The sequence below is a fragment of the Ruegeria sp. BG3 genome (genome assembly GCF_056538485.1).
Window position 1 is genome coordinate 63,309 of sequence record NZ_JBQFTE010000013.1, and the last position, 20,873, is coordinate 84,181.

Consider the following 20,873-nt stretch of genomic DNA (forward strand, 5'->3'; position numbering starts at 1 on the left):
GAACAGACTTGCAATCACCCGTCTCGGCGTTGTCACCTAATATAAGGGGATGGAGGAAGCTGATGACACGATGGAAGCTGGTTGTCTGTATTTTGTGCACGCTGACCCTTGTTGCTTGCGCCCCCAAAACTCGCACATATGAAAAAACGGTATCGGCTTCGCTGCCGGCGGACTCGCGCACAGCTCTAAGTCGGGCGGCCAATCGGCTTGGCGATCCCAAAGACGGTCGGTCGGGCGTCAAGCTGATCAGTGACGGCGAAGAAGCTCTTGTCTCGCGGCTGTTGCTCGCGGCGGCGGCCGAGAGAACGATCGACGCGCAATACTACCTTCTACACGACGACCCAACGGGCCACCTATTCGCTGCCAGTCTTTTGCAAGCAGCAGATCGGGGTGTTCGTGTCCGATTGCTGCTGGATGACATGGATACGTCTAGCTATGATGCGATGACCGCCGCGTTGGACAATCACGAAAACATTGAGATCCGGCTGTTCAATCCATTCTGGCGGGAACAAAGCCTTTTGATCGCGGGGCTTACGGATTTCAAACGCATCAATCGCAGAATGCATAACAAGTCCATGACGGCAGACAATGTGTTCACGATTGTGGGTGGGAGAAACATCGGCGCCGAGTACTTTCTCGCGCGGGAAGAAATGAACTACGCTGATTTGGATGTCCTGGCCGCGGGCCCCGTTGTACGCGAGGTGTCGCAAAGCTTTGACTCATACTGGAACAGCGAATTCGCCGTTCCGGCTCGGGTAGTCGTTGGAGAACCGCAGGAATTTGACCTTGGTGATGCGCGAGTCAGGTTGAACGAACTGGTCGAGGAAGCGAAGCAGACGCAGTATGGCGCGGCCCTGAGAAAGTCGGCACAAGAGAACTTCGCAGATGGAGCCCTTTCACTGGATTGGCTGCCTGCGAAGCTTTACGCTGATCCGCCGTCAAAAGCCGCCGGTCTCGAGAACTCAGGTCCCGTTCTGGCATCTCAATTGCTTCCGTACTTTGAAAATGCCAGCAGTGAAGTGAACATCGTCTCCGCCTATTTCGTGCCGCGTAACAACGGTGTGAAATGGCTAACCGAACTGGAAAGCCGAGGCGTCGACGTAAAGGTTGTAACCAATTCACTTGCCTCTAACGACGTCGCACCCGTCTACGCGCACTACGCTAAGAAACGCCGTGCACTTCTACGCGGTGGAGTGGAGCTCTATGAACTGCGACCGGACGCCTATCAGGTCCAACGCCGCGGTATTAACTGGGCTCAATCCAGGTCAGGCCTGCATTCCAAGGCATTTGCAGTCGATGACCGATACTTGTTCGTAGGATCGTTCAACTGGGATCCGCGATCTGTCAACATCAACACCGAGATGGGAATTCTGATTGACTCGCCGGCATTGGCGACACAGACCATGGGTGCCTTGGATGACGCTCTACCCGCATACACATATAACGTAACGCTCGAGAAAGCTGGTCAGCTTAGATGGACGACAAGAGGCGATGATGGCAACGTTCTAGAGTACCAATCGGAACCGACAGGATCGACCTGGGATCACATAGTTGCGGGATTTTTAAGTATTTTACCAATTGGGTCTCAGCTGTAGGTTTTTGGCAGATGGCCGACGCTACTAAAATACTCCGGCCTGCAAAACGGCAGGCTTGGGTCGAAAACGCCTTTTGATCGTTTCCTGCCGGTCGCGTGGCTTGTCCGCTAGCAAGAATTTGCAAAGTCCGCTTCCTGCGCATTGCTGTCATTGGGGCATCGAGCAGCATCGGTCAAAGTGGGCTCGAAGAAGACGTTCGCTGCACTTTGTATGAGTGTCTGCTATTCTTATTACCAGTCGTTCCGTCATGCTCGAACCTGAGGCTTTGAAGCGCCAGTTCCAATGATCTGTGTGGTATATTTAGTGGTATGCATTTAGATATGTAATATTTTATGAATTTTTAACAAAAAGTTATATAAAATGTATGGTTGCTCCTCGGTCCGCCACTTTCCTTTAAATTCATTGGAAAGAATGGTGGTTTTTATCAGCTACCCGCTAACATACCCGCCACCCGATTCGAGTGGCTGCATGTAGATTGTGTTTCCAACCATCGCGATTTCTCTCCGCAGTCTTCGATGAATCCGATCAAATCGCGCCCGTGATATGCCCTTGAGTTTTCATCCGATCTTTTGGACACAAATCAAGGTTTGGATAAGCATCTTAGCTACGCCGCTTTTGGCGTTGCTTCAATTCTCGGAGCGCAAGGAAGTCGAAGCGGTTGCCGAGTAAACCGACTACCTGCGGATGCGCCCGATTGGGGGCGCAAAGAACCGCATGCTGTTCATTAGGGTTTTCAGGTTGGGCGTGTTCACTTCAGGCTGAGACCGGTCCTCAGCACCCATTGGCCCGCTAGCACTGGAGCGCCACAGATAGCCTGAAGCTGACGATCAGAGCTAAACTTTGCATTGTCCAGAATTTGCTACATAGTGGCTGATTGATCCGTTCGACTTGGGCCTTCGTGAGAACATTTCTGCACAAAACCAGCAATTTACCGTTTTGACTAACACTAGTCTTAGGAGCTGCGTTCAGGCACAGGCATGATTTTCAATCACCCCCATCTCTCATCTAACTATCTAGATTATGCTATATTTTAGAAAAGTCCAATATATGGTTCTTTGTTAATCTATCTGCTCTAAATTTAGATTGGGATTTGATGCACGATTTCCCCGACCGCGAAGATTGATTTCAAGCGGCAGGGAGGAAAACATGACACAAATCACGATTACAGGTGCGCTGATTTGGGATGGCGTATCCGAGACGCGCTATCCTGGAACTGTTACGATTGAAGGAAACAAGATTACTTCGATCGCCAAAGGCGAAGACGCCTCTGCAGAAGTACAAGGCGAAGTGATTGACGGTACTGGGCATACGCTAATGCCGGGCATGGTCGAAGGCCACTGTCACCCCAGCTTTACCGGTGTAGGCGAGCCATGGGAGCTTGGACAGCTGTGCCCCGAACAGCACATGCTGTTGACCGCCCAAAACTTAAGGTTGCTTTTGAGCCATGGGTTTACGTCGGTTTTCGAAGCGGCCTCAGCCAAACCAATGCTCGGTGTTACAGCACGTGATGCGATAAACGAGGGGATGTTGGACGGTCCACGTATGCGTGCCTCAAGCCCCGAGATCACGACGACCGCAGGCTTGGGAGACGAGCGTAAGCGCCATATCTACCAGGAAAGCTTCGGGTTGGTTGCGGACGGCCCCATAGAGATGCGCCGAGTTGCGCGGGAATGCGTGCGCGACAACGTCGACAACATGAAGATCAATATCTCGGGGGATGAGTTCGTATCCTTTGCGCGGGCCGAAATCACACCATTGGAAGATGATGAACTCGCGGCTTTCATAGCTGTTGCCAAGAAGTACGGCAAAACTGTTGCCGCTCACGCGCGTTCTTCTGAGTCTGTCAAAATGGCTGTGCGTCATGGCGTCGATTGCATCTATCACTGCGATTTCGCGGATGAAGAAGCATTGGACATGCTGGAAGACGCCAAGGATCGCGTCATCCTCGGCCCCGCTTTCGGTCTGGTGCACAACGCAACCCGCGAGGGGGACGCTGTCGGTCTCACCAAAGAAGTGGCCGAGCAAATGAACCTATTTCGCAAGTTCGATGCCACCTGCGCCACTTATCACGAAATCCGCAAACGCGGGCTGCGTGTGGCGGTCGGCGGGGACTATGGTTTTGCCATCACGCCGATGGGGCAGAACGCTCGCGATCTGGAACATTTCGTGCGCTATTTTGGCTACTCGCCTGTCGAGGCGCTGCGCTGTGCCACAAACGTTGGCGCGCAACTGATGCAGATGGAGGATCAGATCGGTCAGGTGAAAGAGGGCTTCTTGGCCGACCTGCTGCTGGTCAAGGGCGACGTCACGCAGGATGTCAGCCTGGTTCAGCATCAGGACAATCTGTCGATGATCATGAAGGACGGGGCGATGTTCAAAGACCCCCGGACCGGCATCAATGCAGGCGGTTTGGTTCGCGCTGCCGAATAAAATCAATACGTTAGGGAGGAAACGCATGCGTATTTTGAAAACCGCGGCCGCCGCCGCGACTCTGGGGCTGTTTGCCGGATCGGCGATGGCGGAAGGATATCAAGGGGTGCCGCGCACCTTTCTGTGGAACCCGGGCGCGTCGGAAATCTATGACGCCGCCGAGTACAAGAAAGATGGGCCTTACACGATCGGGTTCTCGAACGCCTCAATCTCGAACCCGTGGCGTGTGGCGATGTTGCATGGCATCGAAGCGGCAGCGGAACGCAACGCGGACAAGCTGAGCCGCTTCATCATCACCGACGCCAATGACGATCCCAGCAAGCAGGCTGCCGACGTGCAGGATCTGATCGCGCAAGGCGTGGACATCCTGCTGATCTCGCCTGCCACCGCCGAGGCGATGGACCCGGTCATTCGCCGCGCCAAGCGTCAGGGCATCCCAGTAGTTCTGGTCGACCGCTCGGTACCCTCGGACGAGAATTTCATCAGTTTTGTCACCGCATCGGATCAGGCTTTAGGTCGGATTTCAGCCCAATGGCTGGCTGAGAAATTGGATGGCAAAGGCAAAGTTGTCATGCTTGGCGGGCTGGCTGGCGCGTCACCTGCCGAGGCCCGCATTCAGGCAGCAATGGAGGTTTTCAACCAGTTCCCCGAGCTTGAGGTGCTGGAAACCCAATACACAAGTTGGTCGCCCGCCAATGGCAAGACCATCATGTCTGCGCTGATCCAAAAATACGGAGATGAAATTTCGGGCGTCTGGGCCGACTCTGGCCTGCAAGGCTCGGGTTCGATCGAAGCCTTTCTGGCCGCTGGATATGAGGCGGGTTCCATCCCGCCACACACAGGTGGTGACTTCAACGCGATGTATCAGCTGTCGGTGAACAACGATGTTCCGATGATCGGCATCGATTATCCGCCAGCCATGGGCGCACGTGCCTTTGAGGTTCTGTTTGACGTGCTCGACGGAAAAGGCATCCCGAAGCGGATCGAGGTAAACCAGCAGGTCGTTGTGTCTGAAGGCCACGAAACCCCATCCGTGCAGGCCGACGTGTTCGTCGCGGACTATGCGCTGATGGACAAGCCCGGCTCGGTCATTATGTCCTCAGGCGTCGGGGACGACTACGATCCGGCCACCTTCTCGGCGGTCTATCCCAAGTAAACGGGATCAACTCAGGCAGGGGCGGCATCGCATCGCCCCGCCACCACGGGAGGAGAGAACAATGGCACAGCCATATCTGGCCGCGCGCGGCCTCAGCAAGTCATTTGGCCCCAATGAAGTGCTCAAAGGGATCGAGTTCGAAGTCCATGGCCATCACTCCGTCGCACTTTGCGGTGAGAATGGAGCCGGGAAATCGACCCTGATCAAACTGCTGACTGGGCTCTACACCCCAACTGGAGGGCATGTAGAGTTCGAAGGGAAGGAAGCGGGCTGGTCCGATCCGCGCCAGAGCCTCACCGCCGGGATTGCGGTTGTGCATCAGGAATTCTCGGTGCTGGGTGCGCTGTCAATTGCAGAGAACATCTACTTGGGCGCCGAGCCGCGTACCAAGTTGGGCCTGATCGACCGCAAGGCGCTGAAACAGAATGCGCAGGTTTTACTCGATGATCTGGGGATTTCTTTGAACCCCGATGATCTGGTTGAAACCCTGTCGGTTGCCGACAAACAGATGGTCGAAATCGCCAAGGCGCTGCGCGTCGAAGCCAAGGTTCTGATCCTGGATGAACCCACGGCCGTGCTGAGCCAAAACGAAACCAAGCACCTTTTCCGCATCATCAATGACTTGCGAGAACGAGGGATGGGATTGGTTTATGTTTCACACCGGCTAGATGAGATTTTCGAGATTTGCACCGATATCACGGTGATCAAGGACGGGGTCGTAACCTCGAAAGGGCCGACCACGGATTACACCCATGACAGCGTGATTGCTGCCATGGTGGGGCGCGAGCTAGGTGACCTCTTCCCGCACAAGGCCGCGCACCCAACGGCGGGTGAGAAGGTGTTGGAGGTGGAGAACCTTGTGGTGGCTCCGCACCTTCCGCCTGCCAATCTGGATGTCCATGCAAGCGAGATCGTCGGGCTGGCCGGTCTGGTCGGCTCAGGCCGAACGGAACTGGCGCTGGCCCTGTTCGGGGCGGCGCCTTCGACCGGCAGCGTGACCTTGATGGGCGAGCCGATGCCGCACCGTGATCCGGCGGGTTGTATCGAGGCGGGTATTCTGATGCTCACAGAGTCTCGCAAGGATGATGGTTTGTTCCTGAATTCGTCCGTCGCGCGGAACTTTGCGGCGACGACGCCGGGTTTTGGCGTGCATCACAACGCCATCCCACCGGGGCATGAGGAACGTCGCGCGGCAGTTCTGAAAGAACGCCGGGGCGTAGTTGTCGACCATGTGGGTCTGCCAATCTCAGCCCTATCAGGTGGCAACCAGCAAAAGGTCCTGATCGCGCGCTTGCTCGAAAATCGGCCTAAGCTGCTGATCCTTGATGAACCCACCAGGGGCGTCGATGTCGGTGCAAAATCCGAGATCTACAAGACCCTGCGTGAGTTGGCGGATGAAGGTATGGCCCTGCTGGTCATCTCTTCGGAGTTGATTGAGATCGTAGGGCTTTGTGACCGCGTGCATGTCATGCGCGACGGCGAACTGGCCAAAGAATTGGTTGGAGATGAGATCACCGAAGAGGCGATAATCACAGTCGCCGCTGCCGAAACATCAACCCATCACGGAGTAGCGGCATGAGCACGATCGCCCGCGCCACGCGCGCCCAGCCTGTTCATCTGGTCGTTGTTGCTTTGATTGCCATTGTCTTTGTGATCGGCATGACGTCCTCGGATCGTTTTGCAACACCTCTCAATATGGCCAACGTTCAGGACCAGATGGTTGCCCTTGCGATAGTCGCCCTGGCGCAGACCATCGTGATCCTGTCTGGCGGCATCGATCTCAGCTATGCTGGGGCGCTGAGTTTCCTCTGCGTGGTTTTTGCCGCCATTGCCGGAGACACAACCGGGACCTTGTTGTTGGCGATGGCTGCCGTGGTCGCGCTTGGCATCCTGATCGGCATGGTCAACGGAGGGATCACGGCCTACATCGGCGTGCACCCCCTGATCACCACGCTCGGCACCTCGACAATTCTTGCAGGTGCTGCGTTGTTGATCACGCGACAGCCATCGGGTTCGGTACCCTTGTTCTTCGAGGATTTTACCTATGGTCGACTGGGCGTGATGCCCTTCGGCATGGTGTTTGTCATCGCGCTGTATCTGCTGATCGGTTTCATGCTGTGGCGCACGACGTTTGGCACCCGCGTATATGCCATCGGCGATAACGAGGCCGCTGCCGCTGTATCTGGCCTGCCGGTGAAACAGACCAAAGTTGCGATCTACGCTCTGTCCGGTCTGCTTTGCGCCGTAGCCGCGATGTACATGACCGGGCGTTTTGGCGTCGGAGACCCGCGCGCAGGCGTTGGGTTCGATCTGCGCTCGATCACGCCAGTAATTGTTGGTGGTACGTTGCTGGCCGGAGGCAAGGGCGGCGTTCTGGGAACCGCGCTGGCGGTGATCCTGCTTGCGTTCCTGGCGAATGTTCTGAATTTCATGAATATTTCCAGCTACTACCAGTGGATTGCCGAAGGTCTGATCATCATCGCCGCCGTTTCATTCTTTGCAGGAAAGAGCAAGTCATGACCGCGACAGCCACCAACCCCGCAAGCACCAAACCCAACCGCAACACCGTTCGCGCGACACAACGCCGAGAGTTGCTGATCCTATTGGGCTTTCTCGCCGTGATCTGGGCGGTGACAACTGCCTTGTCGCCTAGGTTTTTGACCCCGGCAAACCTGAAGGACATTCTGATCCAGGCCGCACCTTTGGGCTTTGTTGTAATTGGTCAGATGATCGTCATCATCGTCCGAGGGCTTGACCTGTCTGTTGCCTCGATCATGGCGACTGTTGCGGTTCTCTCGACCTCGCTGATTGATTCAACGCCGGTGATTTTCATCGTCGGTCTTCTGTTGGGAGCGTTTATCGGGGCCATCAACGGCTACCTTGTTGCCTATCGAAAAGTGACTCCGTTCCTTGCTACACTCGCCACCATGATCGTGCTTCAAGGTGTGCGATTTGCCTACACCAAAGGCGCGCCGGGCGGGACACTGCCGGACACGTTCCGTTGGCTCGCAACGGGCGACATTTTTGGCGTTCCTGTTGCGCTGATCGCACTGGCTGTCGTGGGTTTCGGGATGCATTGGCTGCTGGAAAGAACGGTCTTTGGCCGTCGCCTTAAACTCTACGGAGACAGCCCGGAAGCCGCGTACATGACCGGCGCGCCGACCCGCCTGTTGGTTGTTATGGCCTTTGTCATCTCGGGCGTGCTGGCTGCTATTGCAGGGCTGTTCCTTGTTGGCTATGTCGGTATCGTCGATAACTGGACTGGGCGTGGGTATGAGCTGGACAGTATCGCTGCAGCTGTGATCGGCGGTGCGGCATTGTCGGGTGGCAAAGGCTCGGTACCTGGCGTGTTACTTGCAGCGCTGATCTTGGTATCTTTGTTCAACATCGTCGTCATCCTTGGCCTGTCGATTGAGTTGCAGTTGGTGATCAAGGGTACTCTGATTATCCTCGCCGCAGCCGTTTACATGAAACGGTCGCAGAGCTGATCGGGAAGGCGCTCATGTCTCAGGATGACAAATCAAACGTGCAGCGCATCGCGGCGATCCTGAAAGGGTTCGACGCACGAAACACACCGCGTCGCACCCATGACATCCTCGAAGATCTGGGCGTCACCCGTTCCACTGGTTTTGGTCTTTTGCGGGCGATGGTGGCGACAGGGTGGCTGGAACGTTTCGACCATGGGTTTCTTAGGTTGGGACCAAAGGCCCGACGGATGATTTTTGCCGCGCTGGAGGTGCCTGAACCCTCGGAAGTTAAGAAGCTGTCGGCGCGACCGGGTGTTCAGGGATCCGAAACGCAGGGCAATATTCCGGATCTGGAGTGGGACCCGACGCTGGTGCGGACTGTCGACGCCAGCCAATATCAGCGCGCAGCACCATACCGCATCGGTTTTTCCAACGCCTCCACAAGCAACGCCTGGCGCCGCGCCATGCTGCAAAGTCTGTTTTACGCAGAACGGATTGCGCAATCGCAGATCGAAACGCTAATCGTTTTGGATGCGCAGGATGATCCCGCTTTGCAGCTTGCCCAGATTGATGAGATTGTAGGGCAGGGGATTGACCTTCTGCTGATATCCATCACTTCGGTCAACGACAAGGCCCTCAGCGATCGCCTCGGAGAGCTGGCCGCTGAGGGCCTACCGATTGTTGCGATTGACCGCCGGCCAAATGACAGGTCTTCGCTCGTTTCATTTGTCACGGCATCTGACAGAAGGATCGGACGTATAAGCGCCCTGTGGATGGCCGAAACTCTGTCTGGGCAGGGTCGTGTGTGGATGCTGAGTGGGCTTGATGGTGCAAGCCCGGCTCTGAGACGACAACAGGCTGCTCTCGCAGTGTTCTCGGAATTCCCGGGCATCAGGGTCGAAAACGTCAGCTATACCGACTGGACCGAAGCAGGTGGGTATGACGCCATCGACAAAGTGCTGGCCGAAGCGCGCCGACCGCCGGATGGGGTCTGGTGTGACAGTGGTCTGCAAGGGGTGGGTTCAGTTAAACGTTTCCTGGATGGCGGCTTTGATATCCCAGCCCACACCGGCGGCGACCTGAATGAGATGTACAAACTATGCCTGAATCACAAGGCGCCGATGGCTGCACTGGACTACCCGGCCAGTATGGGTGCACGGGCGCTGGGGCTGGCACTGGATATTCTTGCCGGGAACACCGTTCCGCAGCGTGTAGAAGAGCCCGTTCAGATCGTGTTGCCGCGAGGATTGGAAACACACTCGGTTAAGGCCGATAGCTGGGCCGAACTGCATGTAGCCTGGGATTTGCGGGATGATGCCATTCTCTCGCAGGGTCCAGCCTTGCGCCTGGAAAAACGATCCATAAAAGGGAGCGCGACAGCATGACCCAATCAGCATATGAGCGTGCAATTGACGTCTTCGAGGCCCTACTGAACGCACCCGCACATGAGGCGCATGGCTCTCCGGCAGGGTTGATCCGGGCGGCAGGGTTGCCTGCCAGCAGCGGTTACCGGCACACCGCGACGCTTGAAGCAGAAGGAATGCTGCGTAGGGACGCACAGGGCTGTTATCTGCCCGGCATGTCTGCCATACGGATTGGTCTGCAAGGTTTCGGCATCGGTCGTCTGGCACCGTTGGTTCAGCCTATCTTGCTACAATTGCGCCAAAGTTCCCAGATGACATCTTTTCTGGCCATAGCACAGGATCTGGAACTGCATATGGGTCCGCATTCTGTCGGGCGTGAGACACGCGCGACGCCCTTGCAGCGTTGTTACGGGTTCGAGACCATTCCGGAATTCACGATCGGTCAGGTCACGGAATTTAGCTTGCGCTGGTTCGAAGGCCGCGTTGCACGTCGCACCAACGTCGCCCTGATCCCAGTCGAAAGCACGGCCACCAGCATTGCCGTTGTCGGCCTGGTCCTGAATTCCACGCGTGGTGCAACCGATTTGCAAAACAGTGCGTTGCGCCAGGCGTACGGACAAATCGCGAAGAAAGAGGTTTAGCCATGCAGACGTTCTGGGACAGCCAGCTCAAATTCTCTGAGGTCATTCCCGGTTTCGCCGAAGCGTTGGACCGTATGGCGCGGGACAGCGACGCTGTAGCTCAACAGCGCTTGTTTACACGTGCCGCTTACGGAGACCATCTGCGCCAATGGGTTGAATGGACCGAAGGCGCAGGCCCAAACTCGGTTTTGCCTGTGATCATTCACGGTGGCTATTGGCGGGCGTTAGACGCCGGGACGCATCGTTTTATGGTTCCCGCGTTTCTGTCAGCGGGGGCCAGCGTGGCCAATATCGAATACCGCCTGATGCCCGAGGTTCGGTTGGCCGATGTCGTGGCAGATACCAAAACTGCCTTGCACAAGCTGGCCGAGGTCTTTCCCGGGGCGCGGTTCGTCCTGATTGGCCATTCCGCCGGTGCGCATCTGGCGCTATCGGCCATTACCGACGACGCTCTGGCTGCACGAACGTTAGGTGTTCTATCTCTAAGCGGGGTTTATGATCTGGCCCCTGTGCGCCTGTCTTTTCTGCAATCGGAACTTGGGCTGACTGCGGAAGAGGTGGCAGAATTCACGCTATCCGCGCATGCGAACCGACCACCTGTCCTCTACGTCAATGGCAGCACCGAAACCCCGGAATACCTGCGGGGCGGGGCGCTGATGTCGCAATCCAAAAACGCTGGTTGGCATGTGATCGACGGCGCGGACCACATGTCACTGACTTGGGCTGCCTGCGATCAGGCCGATCAGCTTTTGTCCAAACTTTATTCTTTGGGAAACACCATATGACACTGAACATACCTGACACCGGAACGTTCGTCGGCCGTATCTGGCTGCCGCAGGCTCAAGGCCCCTCAGTGGTGGCGCGGCGGGGTGATCGTCTTGTCGACATCACCTCGTCACAGACCCCAACGATGCAGGCGCTTCTGGAACTAGACGATCCGGCTGCTGTGGCCAATGCAGTGGACGGCACGGACATCGGCGGTATCAACGAAGTATCGGCCAACTCAACAGAAACGCCCGATCCATCCAGGCCGTATTTCCTTGCACCATCCGACCTGCAACCGATCAAGGCCTGCGGCGTGACTTTCGTATCATCGATGCTGGAACGTGTGATCGAGGAAAAAGCCAAGGGTGACCCGGCCAAGGCGGACGCCATCCGCGCCCGCTGTACAGAGATTCTGGGCGACAGCCTGCGGGCTGTGGTGCCGGGCTCGGACAAAGCGATGGCGTTGAAGGAAGCCCTGATCGCCGAGGGTGTTTGGTCGCAATACCTTGAGGTTGGGATTGGACCTGATGCCGAGGTCTTCACCAAATCTCAGGCTATGTCGGCTGTTGGAGTTGGCGCAAGCATCGGGCTGCACCCGATCTCAACCTGGAACAACCCGGAACCCGAAGTGGTTTTGGCCGTGGACAGTGTTGCTCGTATCAAAGGCGCGACGCTGGGCAATGACGTCAACTTGCGCGATGTTGAAGGACGCTCGGCGCTTTTGTTGGGCAAAGCCAAGGACAACAACGCTTCTTGCGCCATCGGTCCCATGCTCCGGCTTTTTGATGGCAGCTTTGGTCTTGATGACGTTCGACCGGCTGAGCTATCGCTTCGGGTGATTGGTGAAGATGGTTTTGAATTGCGCGGCAACAGTTCGATGGCCGAGATCAGCCGCGATCCGGAAGACCTAGTACGACAGACCCGCGGCGCACATCATCAATACCCTGATGGCTTTCTCCTAATGCTGGGTACTCTTTTTGCGCCCACGCAGGACCGCGACGCGCCGGGTGGAGGTTTTACTCATAAAATAGGTGATCTCGTCGAAATATCGAACCCGCTACTGGGCACATTGACCAACACCGTGCGCCTCTCAACTGAATGCCCACCCTGGGTTTTCGGCACCAGCGCGCTGATGAAAAACCTTGCTGCACGCAAACTGATTTAAGGACATAGACATGAACGGACACAGCCTGATTTCTGGCGAATGGATGACAGGTGAAGGAAGCTTTCAATCTGCGCCTGCAACTGGAGATGCCAAAACCTATTCGGAAGGAACACCGGGCCTTGTGGAACAGGCGTGCACCGCTGCGGAGGATGCCTTTTGGTCCTATGGGTACTCCACGCGCGAAAAGCGCGCCATGTTTCTTGAACGAATTGCCGATGAGATCGAAAAGCGCGGCGCGGAAATAACCGAAATTGGCTGTTCTGAAACCGGTCTGCCTACCGCGCGGCTGGAAGGTGAGCGGGGCCGCACAACTGGGCAGTTGCGCCTGTTCGCTGACCATATCCGCGATGGCGCATACTTGGACTACCGCCATGACGCGGCCTTGCCGGATCGCCAGCCCTTGCCACGCCCGGATTTAAAGATGGTTCAACGCCCGATCGGCCCGGTGGCCGTTTTTGGCGCATCGAATTTTCCTTTGGCCTTCTCGACGGCTGGTGGTGATACCGCTGCGGCGCTGGCAGCGGGGTGTCCTGTGGTGGTCAAAGGTCATCCGGCACATCCGGGTACAGGCGAGATCGTGGCCGAGGCTATCGACGCCGCCCGACAGAGCCTTGACCTGCATCCGGGTGTCTTCAGCTTTGTGCAGGATGGTGGCGTTGCCGTTGGCGGCGCACTTGTTCAGAATCCGTTTATCAAAGCGGTTGGCTTCACCGGTTCCTTACGCGGTGGCCGGGTCTTGTTCGACTTATGTGCAGCGCGTGAAGAGCCGATCCCGTTTTTTGGTGAGTTGGGTTCGGTCAATCCGATGTTCCTGCTGCCCGCCGCCCTGAAATCACGTGGTGCAGAGATCGCGAAGGGTTGGGCGGCGTCCTTAACTCTGGGGGCAGGCCAGTTTTGCACCAATCCCGGGATTGCCCTTGTGCCTGAAGGATCAGACGCTGAGCTATTCATAGCCGAGGCTGCCGCGGCGCTGCAGGATACAGCCCCGCAAACCATGCTGACAGATGGCATTTCCCGCGCATTTTGCGAGGGTCGTGATCGCATCGCATCCGAGCCCGAAGTCACGGCGGTGGTTTCCGGAACAACAGAGAACCGGGATGTGGGTACCTTTCTCTACCGGGTTTCGGCCGACGATTTCGAAACCAGCCCGGTCTTGGCCCACGAAGTCTTTGGGCCATTGGGCATTGTGGTCGTTGCCAAAGATGTCGATAGGTTCGCTTCGATCGCGCGCGCGTTGCAGGGTCAGTTGACTGCAACCATACACATGGACCCGGAGGACTCTGCGCATGCGGTCCAGCTGATGCCAATACTGGAACGCAAAGCTGGGCGTGTTTTGTTCAATGGGTTTCCAACTGGTGTCGAAGTCGCAGACAGCATGGTGCATGGCGGTCCATATCCAGCATCGACGAATTTCGGGGCAACCAGCGTTGGAACACTGTCGATCCGTCGCTTTTTGCGACCCGTTTGCTACCAGAATGTACCTGACGAGATCAGCATAGACATTTGACGCCTTAAGGGTGAGCGGCTGTTGGGTCGCTTTTGCCAAAACTACTTGCTCGGCTAAGCGAGCAGGGCACTTAACAAATTGAAGTCAAATATGTTTAAACGCCCATTCATTGTAGCCCTGTTCTCCGCGGTACCATAGAACTCTGTCGGTTTCAGACTCACCGTGGTTCCAACGCTGCTTGACTCCTTGCCCCATTGCCCTGCGAACCAGAGCGCGTCGCTTTTGGCTTAGCACGATGCTTTCCATCAACTCAGCTTCATTCCATTTTTCTCGGACTTCTTGGCTAAATACGTTGACCAATTCGCAATGGCTCTCTGCATGTGCGAGGTTTGTACGCTCATTCGGGTCGTCGGATAGATCAAAGAGCATGTTCCCGTCATGGGACGAGGAAATGAACTTGTAGTTGCCTCGGCGGATCATGAACATCGGAACCTTAGTCGCCTCGGCCAAATACTCGGCAAAGACCGCGCGTTCAGGCGGTGGATTACCCCTGTCCAGCAGAGACAACAGATTCACGCCTTCCAACGGCTCTACAGGCTCCTCAATTTCGGCCATGCTGTTCAGTGTCGGAAGAAGATCGACAAGTGAAGTCAATTCCTGAACCCGTTGTGGTGCGATACAGGGGCCAGCGATGATCAGCGGAATGCGCAAGGACTTTTCAAAGAAATGTTTTTTGAACCACATGCCGCGTTCACCCAGCATTTCGCCGTGATCCGAAGTGAAAACAATTACGGTGTCTTGGTCCGCGCCGCTTGCTCTCAGAGCATCCATGATCCGGGTCATCAGGCTGTCGATATAGCTGATCGATCCATAGTAGGCGCGGATGGCGCGGGCTACATCCTCGTCACTGAATTGAATTCCCAACATGCCGAAATCCTTGAGCAGCCGCACAGAGTGGGGATCATGCTCGTTTTCTGACAAAGCCCCAACTGCGGGCATTGGGATGTCTTTTCCTTCGTAGAGGTCCCAGAACTCTTTCCGGCACAGGTAGGGTTCGTGCGGATGGGTGTAAGAAACTTGCAGGAAGAACGGGCGTTTGTCGTCACTGCGCGCCATATCGAAGATGTGTTGCACAGCCTTGAAAGTGACCTCTTCATCATAGTCGATCTGGACCGACCGCTCGCAGATCCCGGCGATGCGCACGGCCCGGGGATCGTTGGTGTCGCGCTTGCCCTCGTTTTCCCAATTGGGAACCCAGGCGAAATCACCCGGATACAGGTCTGCTGTCAGGCGCTTTTCAAACCCGTGGAACTGATCAGGGCCGATGAAATGCATTTTGCCGGACAGGGCCGTTTGATAGCCCGCTGCGCGCAGGTAATGCGCATAGGTCGGGATTTCGGCCGAAAACTCTGCTGCATTGTCATAAGCGCCAACTTTCGACGCCAGCTGCCCTGTTGCCATCGAAAAGCGGGATGGTGCACAAAGCGGATAGTTACAATAGGCGTTCTCAAACACCACACCACGCGTGGCCAAATCACCAATGGTCGGGGAGTGGCAGATGGTGTCTCCGTAGGTTTGCAGGGCAGACGCCGTCAGCTGATCGACCTGAAAGAACAGGATATTTGGGCGAGAGTCGGTCATGTTACCCCCGTCCCATCAGGCTGCGGACATATCCAACCGGGCCGGTTTCGTACCATTTCTTGTGACCACGCTCACGCGATGAAATGCCGAAGCTTTGCGATACTCGGTCAATGACGATGGCCAGAAACACGATGCCCAACCCTCCAACGGTCGCCAGACCCATGTCCAGGCGCCCGATGCCGCGCAGAACCATCTGGCCCAGACCCGTCACGGAAATCATCGAAGACACAACAACCATGCTCAGCGCCATCATGATGGTCTGGTTCACGCCGGCCATGATGGTCGGCATCGCCAAAGGTAGCTCGACCTTATACAGCGTTTGCCGGTTCGATGCGCCAAATGCGCGCGCCGCTTCGACCATATCTCCCCGAACCTGTCGGATGCCCAGATTGGTCAAGCGCACCACCGGCGGCAAAGCGTAGATAAAGGTCACGATCACGCCCGAAACATTGCCGATCGAAAACAACATGACGATGGGCACCAGATAGACAAAGGACGGGATCGTCTGCATCAGATCAAGCATGGGCTGCAGGACCGTCCAGAACCGATCGTTCTTGGCCGAATACACACCCAGCGGAATGCCGATCAGTGAACAGAACACAACGCATGTCAGAACGATGGACAGGGTGGTCATGCTTTCTTCCCATGCCCCCATCAGACCGATGGCAAGCATACAGGCCGCCGAGATCAGGCCCAGACGGCGACCGCCTGCCTGCCAGGCCACCAAAATGATCAATGCCAGAACCACCAGGTCAGGGGCCTGGGTTAGAGCGTCCTCCAATCCGGTCAGAACAATCTCAAACGGCACCTTGATAGCCTGAAAGATGAAGCGGAAATTGGTCACCACCCATTGCAGGAAGGATTCAACCCATGTGCCAACAGGGACCCATTCGGTGTCAAAAATATTCCAGATATCCATGATTTCGCTCCTTACCCGCGCAACGCAGTTAAAGCGTCTTTGATGGTGATTTGCCCAACTGAGGCATGATCCGGACTTACGACGGTGACCGGAGACTGGTCCTCCATGAACAGATCAATGATCTCACCCAGTTCAGCGTCGACGCGCACGGTCTTTTCCGTTGTCTCCCGCCCGTTCAGCGGCTCCATGATGGTTTCCGCCCGGACCAGCGCGACACGGCTGATGCCAGTTACAAACTCGGCGACATAGTCGTCTTTCGGGCTGGTCACGATTTCTTCGGGTGTACCAATTTGAACGATCTCACCGTCGTTCATGATGGCGATGTGATCTCCCATCCGGATGGCTTCATCCAGATCATGGGTGATGAACAGCGTGGTTTTGTGCATCTGCGCCGACAGGTTCAGGAACTGGTCCTGTAATTGGCGGCGGATCAGAGGATCAAGCGCCGAGAATGGCTCGTCCATCAACAGGATTTCTGGGTCGGCTGCAAGCGCGCGGGCCAGGCCGACACGCTGCTGCATGCCGCCCGAAAGCTGATCGGGGTAGTGATCAATCCAACCGCCTAGATCCATGGCTTCGAGCGCCTTGACTGCCGCTTCTCGCCGTGTTGGCAAATCAATGCCGCGAACTTCGAGCCCGAATCCGACATTTTCGCCCAAGGTTCGATGCGGCCACAGCGCCATATGCTGAAAGACCATGCCAATCGTTTCGGCTCGCAATTGGCGAAGTTCTTCTTCGCCCATCGTGTCCACACGCTGACCGGCCACATGAATTTGGCCAGACGTCGGTTCAATCAACCTGTTGACGTGGCGCACAAGGGTGGACTTGCCTGACCCGGACAGTCCCATGATGCAGAAAATCTCGCCCTTCCGGACGCTGAAACTCGCATCCCGAACGCCAAGAACGCAGCCAAATCTGTCTCTTACGTCCTCTTTCGACAGCCCCTCAGCCAGGACCGCCTTCATGGCTTCGTCCGAGCGGTTGCCGTAGATTTTCCAGAGGTCACGACATTCGATCTGTGCATCAGCCATTATCTTGTTCCTTCAAAAATCCGGAGCGGCCGGATAAGCCGCCCCAAAGTCTTCGGGGAGAGTTAGTTTGCGGCGGCGGCGGCCTCGGCCACCCAACCGTCGAATTGTGCTTGGTTTTCGGCGATCCAATCAGCGGCGTGGCGCTGGAAGTCTTCCAGCGTGTTTTCCCCGTCGCGCAGTTTCACTTGCGCCGCGTTGACGGCGCTGATCGGGATGTCGACCAGTTCAAAGAACTTGGCAGCGGCGGGGTTCTCTTCAAGGAATTCATTGTTCGCAACGATATAGACGTCGTTCACAGCAAAGCCTGCGTCCATCTCGCCGTCGCTTTGAACACCGATCTGCACCACGTCTTCACCGGGGATCAGGACGTCGCTGATCCAGTTTGGCGTCCATGTGTAATACAGGATGGCGCCACCTTCGTTGTATCGCGTAATGGTGTCAGCCATGATCGCAAAATAACTACCCTGATCATGTTGAACGGTTTCGCGCAGGTTCAAATTGTCCAGATGATCCTCGATTGCGATTTCACATCCCCAACCGGGATTGCATCCGGACAGGTTGGCACGACCATCGCCATCTGCATCAAACAGGGCAGCAACGGCAGGATCGGAAAACTGTTGAACGCTGGTTATGCCGTTCGCTTCGGCGGTCTTCTTGTCGATAAAGAACCCTTGGCCCGCCCCGGTAATCCCGGCCTTTACACGCGTCATTGTGCTTTCGCCGCCGGACTTGTCAAAAAAGTCGTTATGGAGGGGTTTCCAGTGATTGAAGGTGTAGTCGGCGTCACCAGACGCGACAGCCAGATGCACAGCCGGGAAATCTGCTTCCAAGGTTTCTTCGACGTTGTAGCCCAAAGCCTCCAAACCCTGTTGCACGACCATATGCTGAAACCATGCGTTGGCGGGCGATCCCTTAATTGGCGAGACATCAACACCTGCGCCGGGCTGATCGGCCGCAAATGCCGGAAGTCCAAGCACGGTTGTCATCGCGGCGGTACGCGCAAGATTGGAGAAGTTTGGCATGTTTACCTCCCTGAAATTTACGAGGGCCTGTTCGGCCGGTTTCTTCTCTTGGGGTAATTTTTTGTGATCTGATCGCAGTTGTGAAGTTCCAAAATACCATCCACAATGTTAACCATTGTGTTATGGTAAATCTCCGCAAAACTCTTACAAAGCTGCCGCATCTGATTACCTTTGAAGCGGCATGCAGAAATTCCAACTTTACACGTGCGGCAGAAGAGCTGGGTGTCACGCGCGTGTCGGTTAGCCGCCAGATTGCCGAGCTTGAACAAGCGCTTGGTACGACGCTGTTTGTCAGGGACCACAGAAAAGTATCTTTGACTCTAGCGGGCAGAATGCTGGAGGCTGAGGTGGCTCCGGCTTTGCATCAGATTGCAAACGCCGTTCTGAATGTCTCAAAGACGTCAGGTGATACCCCACTGACAGTAACCACGACGACTGCCTTTGCGACCTACTGGCTCATGCCGCGGATGGTGGATTTCAGCAATCAGTTCCCGGAGGTTGAACTGAACCTTGTTATCACTGATCGTAAGCTTGACCTTGCCGCCGAAAACGTCGATGTCGCGATCCGGTATTCCAAAGACAAGCCAACTGGAAACAACGTAACTCCGCTATTGCGCGAGCGTATTTTTCCAGTGATGAGCCCAAAATACTCTCCCAATACCTCACTGTCAGGACCCGTTGATCTGATGAACGAAAACTTGCTTCATCTATCTGGCATCTATCGGCCCGGAGCCCGCTGGCCGCATTGGTTCAAGGCCAACGGTTTCGTGCTACCAGCTGAGTCCAGTGGAGTAGCGTTGAATACCTATATAAACATGTTGCAAGCCGCGATTGCCGGACAAGGGATTGCGTTGGCCGGAAACCCATTGGTCGATCCGTACCTTGCCGATGGGACTTTACTAAAGTTGGATGGCTTTTTGGAGATTGAGCGAGACTATTTCTATTTGATCAACGCAACGACAGAACGAGCGGACGCGGAAAAGTTTTGCAGTTGGATTTTTGATCAGACAGCTCAGTTTAAATGCCCACCAATCCTGCGATAATGTGTTACTAAGGGAGCTCGACCAGCCCAATTCTTACTATCGCACCGAAATGTAGCAGTGAGCGGTCCATTCATCTTTGCAAAGTCGGCTTTGCTGTACGATGCTGTAATTCGGACATCGCGCAGCATCGGTCAAAATGGGCTAGAAACAGACGTTCTCTGCGCGCGGGATAAAAGGCCGCTATTTTGCGGATCGATCTGATGGTTCGCTCAATCCGCAGGTGAGCTGACCACTCAACTATAGATCGCTTCACATAGCACCTGTTTAGCGGTGCTCGCGGTTCGCTATACTCCTAAGATTCAATCTTAGGTAGTGCAGATGCGCCCGCTCTCAAAGGCTCAAAATCCAACTAGAAGGCGGTTCCACTGGGCGGGCAAAATAGTGTGATGTGAAAAAGCGTTTCTTGTAGGATTTTCACGAAAACTCACGGTAGTCATTGGGCAAGTGGATCAAAATCCGCGTTCATATTTGTCGGTGCAACAGGTGCTTCTCAATCAGTTGAAAAGCATATCCTATGTAGACTCTCTGCAGAAATCCGACGGCGGCGATGTCTTCACGCTCCAGTGCTTTGGCCAAGTCAGAGGTCTCTCGCACCAATGAGTCGTAGGCAACTATGCCAACAATCTGTTCCATGCGATGCCAGACGCTGGACGACTGGAAATACGCCTGGTTCCAGAATTCACGCAGAGAGTGGTTTCCGATCAGAGATGTGATCAGGGTCTGTAGTCGTTGGTTCAGTTTTACGTATTCCTGAGAGTCCAGCTGCTCGCGCAGTGCGACGGCTTTTTCATGGATCGAACGAGCCTCTTCGCGGTGAAATTCTGTGACAGTGATCGGCGACAATGTCCCGATCATCTGGGCAAGCTCCATCCTCATTTCGTATAGATGGCGAACCCGTTCTGCTGAAAGCTCGATGACAACGGTGCCGACACCATTGCGCGTCTCTACCAATCCGAGATGCCCAATGCGCGCGATGGCATCTCTGACGGGGGTTCTGCTGACTCCGAATTCTTTGGCAAGCGCAGCCTCTTTCAGTTGAGTGCCCGGAGGGTAGTGCGCGAAGCAGATGCGCTCCAAGATTTGTTCTTGGATCTCGTCTACGGTTGCCTTTGAGGGCGCCGCAATTCCTGAATCTGCGATAGTCACGGTTCTGATCCCTCTGGGTGCTCTTTGCTGTCTTAGACTAC

General features: G+C 55.7%; 17 protein-coding genes. 12 read left to right on the forward strand and 5 right to left on the reverse strand.

Annotated elements, in window-relative coordinates:
* Positions 1-62: 62 nt before the first annotated feature.
* From ACR0AI_RS19685 to ACR0AI_RS19735, 11 genes are all read left to right on the forward strand, one after another.
* Entirely contained in the window at positions 63-1,595 is a 1,533-nt protein-coding gene (locus ACR0AI_RS19685; protein ID WP_480676572.1) for a phospholipase D family protein, read from the forward strand.
* Between the two features lie 1,146 nt (positions 1,596-2,741).
* Complete coding sequence (locus ACR0AI_RS19690) at positions 2,742-4,025, forward strand: metal-dependent hydrolase family protein (protein WP_480676573.1); 1,284 nt, start codon at positions 2,742-2,744, stop codon at positions 4,023-4,025.
* Positions 4,026-4,050: 25 nt separating this feature from the next.
* A complete protein-coding gene (locus ACR0AI_RS19695; RefSeq protein ID WP_480676574.1) occupies positions 4,051-5,181 on the forward strand; it encodes a substrate-binding domain-containing protein in 1,131 nt (376 codons plus the stop codon).
* Positions 5,182-5,242: 61 nt separating this feature from the next.
* Positions 5,243-6,760, forward strand: a complete 1,518-nt coding sequence (locus tag ACR0AI_RS19700; protein WP_480676576.1) for a sugar ABC transporter ATP-binding protein — start codon at positions 5,243-5,245, stop codon at positions 6,758-6,760.
* Positions 6,757-7,701, forward strand: coding sequence for an ABC transporter permease (locus tag ACR0AI_RS19705; protein ID WP_480676578.1), 945 nt, complete (start codon positions 6,757-6,759; stop codon positions 7,699-7,701). The genes ACR0AI_RS19700 and ACR0AI_RS19705 overlap by 4 nt, the downstream gene beginning before the upstream one ends.
* Positions 7,698-8,669 (forward strand): ABC transporter permease, encoded by a 972-nt coding sequence (locus ACR0AI_RS19710; RefSeq protein ID WP_480676579.1) that lies wholly within the window; start codon positions 7,698-7,700, stop codon positions 8,667-8,669. The genes ACR0AI_RS19705 and ACR0AI_RS19710 overlap by 4 nt, the downstream gene beginning before the upstream one ends.
* Before the next feature lie 14 nt (positions 8,670-8,683).
* A complete protein-coding gene (locus ACR0AI_RS19715; RefSeq protein ID WP_480676581.1) occupies positions 8,684-10,033 on the forward strand; it encodes a substrate-binding domain-containing protein in 1,350 nt (449 codons plus the stop codon).
* Positions 10,030-10,653, forward strand: coding sequence for a helix-turn-helix domain-containing protein (locus ACR0AI_RS19720; protein WP_480676583.1), 624 nt, complete (start codon positions 10,030-10,032; stop codon positions 10,651-10,653). Before ACR0AI_RS19715 ends, ACR0AI_RS19720 begins: the two co-directional genes overlap by 4 nt.
* 2 nt (positions 10,654-10,655) lie before the next feature.
* On the forward strand, positions 10,656-11,438 hold the full coding sequence (locus ACR0AI_RS19725; protein ID WP_480676584.1) for an alpha/beta hydrolase: 783 nt from the start codon (positions 10,656-10,658) through the stop codon (positions 11,436-11,438).
* The gene (locus ACR0AI_RS19730; RefSeq protein ID WP_480676586.1) at positions 11,435-12,583 is read left to right on the forward strand and encodes a fumarylacetoacetate hydrolase family protein; all 1,149 of its coding nucleotides are present in this window, start codon (positions 11,435-11,437) and stop codon (positions 12,581-12,583) included. Before ACR0AI_RS19725 ends, ACR0AI_RS19730 begins: the two co-directional genes overlap by 4 nt.
* A gap of 10 nt (positions 12,584-12,593) precedes the next feature.
* Positions 12,594-14,090 carry an aldehyde dehydrogenase (NADP(+)) gene (locus tag ACR0AI_RS19735; RefSeq protein ID WP_480676588.1) on the forward strand — a complete coding sequence of 499 codons (1,497 nt, stop codon included), beginning with the start codon at positions 12,594-12,596 and terminating at the stop codon, positions 14,088-14,090.
* A gap of 84 nt (positions 14,091-14,174) precedes the next feature.
* Here ACR0AI_RS19735 and betC read toward each other — a convergent pair whose 3' ends face one another.
* The 4 genes from betC to proX form a co-directional block, all read right to left on the reverse strand.
* Complete coding sequence (betC, locus tag ACR0AI_RS19740) at positions 14,175-15,671, reverse strand: choline-sulfatase (protein ID WP_480676590.1); 1,497 nt, start codon at positions 15,669-15,671, stop codon at positions 14,175-14,177.
* 1 nt (position 15,672) lies between these two features.
* A complete protein-coding gene (locus ACR0AI_RS19745) occupies positions 15,673-16,590 on the reverse strand; it encodes an ABC transporter permease (protein ID WP_480676592.1) in 918 nt (305 codons plus the stop codon).
* An 11-nt stretch (positions 16,591-16,601) separates the two neighbouring features.
* Complete coding sequence (locus tag ACR0AI_RS19750) at positions 16,602-17,621, reverse strand: quaternary amine ABC transporter ATP-binding protein (protein WP_480676594.1); 1,020 nt, start codon at positions 17,619-17,621, stop codon at positions 16,602-16,604.
* Between the two features lie 62 nt (positions 17,622-17,683).
* Positions 17,684-18,643: a glycine betaine/L-proline ABC transporter substrate-binding protein ProX gene (gene proX, locus ACR0AI_RS19755; protein ID WP_480676596.1), complete on the reverse strand. Its 960-nt coding sequence runs from the start codon at positions 18,641-18,643 to the stop codon at positions 17,684-17,686.
* 80 nt (positions 18,644-18,723) lie between these two features.
* Here proX and ACR0AI_RS19760 point away from each other — a divergent pair, with 80 nt between their 5' ends.
* Positions 18,724-19,686: a LysR substrate-binding domain-containing protein gene (locus tag ACR0AI_RS19760; protein ID WP_480701446.1), complete on the forward strand. Its 963-nt coding sequence runs from the start codon at positions 18,724-18,726 to the stop codon at positions 19,684-19,686.
* 462 nt (positions 19,687-20,148) lie between these two features.
* Here the strand turns inward: ACR0AI_RS19760 and ACR0AI_RS19765 are convergent, their stop codons facing one another.
* Positions 20,149-20,832 (reverse strand): GntR family transcriptional regulator, encoded by a 684-nt coding sequence (locus tag ACR0AI_RS19765; protein WP_480676600.1) that lies wholly within the window; start codon positions 20,830-20,832, stop codon positions 20,149-20,151.
* Positions 20,833-20,873 lie beyond the last annotated feature (41 nt).

Bases quoted from the DNA above. Each gene is read 5' to 3' on its own strand.
- ACR0AI_RS19685 (WP_480676572.1), top strand. From the start codon at position 63: ATGACACGATGGAAGCTGGTTGTCTGTATTTTGTGCACGCTGACCCTT.
- ACR0AI_RS19690 (WP_480676573.1), top strand. From the start codon at position 2,742: ATGACACAAATCACGATTACAGGTGCGCTGATTTGGGATGGCGTATCC.
- ACR0AI_RS19695 (WP_480676574.1), top strand. From the start codon at position 4,051: ATGCGTATTTTGAAAACCGCGGCCGCCGCCGCGACTCTGGGGCTGTTT.
- ACR0AI_RS19700 (WP_480676576.1), top strand. From the start codon at position 5,243: ATGGCACAGCCATATCTGGCCGCGCGCGGCCTCAGCAAGTCATTTGGC.
- ACR0AI_RS19705 (WP_480676578.1), top strand. From the start codon at position 6,757: ATGAGCACGATCGCCCGCGCCACGCGCGCCCAGCCTGTTCATCTGGTC.
- ACR0AI_RS19710 (WP_480676579.1), top strand. From the start codon at position 7,698: ATGACCGCGACAGCCACCAACCCCGCAAGCACCAAACCCAACCGCAAC.
- ACR0AI_RS19715 (WP_480676581.1), top strand. From the start codon at position 8,684: ATGTCTCAGGATGACAAATCAAACGTGCAGCGCATCGCGGCGATCCTG.
- ACR0AI_RS19720 (WP_480676583.1), top strand. From the start codon at position 10,030: ATGACCCAATCAGCATATGAGCGTGCAATTGACGTCTTCGAGGCCCTA.
- ACR0AI_RS19725 (WP_480676584.1), top strand. From the start codon at position 10,656: ATGCAGACGTTCTGGGACAGCCAGCTCAAATTCTCTGAGGTCATTCCC.
- ACR0AI_RS19730 (WP_480676586.1), top strand. From the start codon at position 11,435: ATGACACTGAACATACCTGACACCGGAACGTTCGTCGGCCGTATCTGG.
- ACR0AI_RS19735 (WP_480676588.1), top strand. From the start codon at position 12,594: ATGAACGGACACAGCCTGATTTCTGGCGAATGGATGACAGGTGAAGGA.
- betC (WP_480676590.1), bottom strand. From the start codon at position 15,671: ATGACCGACTCTCGCCCAAATATCCTGTTCTTTCAGGTCGATCAGCTG.
- ACR0AI_RS19745 (WP_480676592.1), bottom strand. From the start codon at position 16,590: ATGGATATCTGGAATATTTTTGACACCGAATGGGTCCCTGTTGGCACA.
- ACR0AI_RS19750 (WP_480676594.1), bottom strand. From the start codon at position 17,621: ATGGCTGATGCACAGATCGAATGTCGTGACCTCTGGAAAATCTACGGC.
- proX (WP_480676596.1), bottom strand. From the start codon at position 18,643: ATGCCAAACTTCTCCAATCTTGCGCGTACCGCCGCGATGACAACCGTG.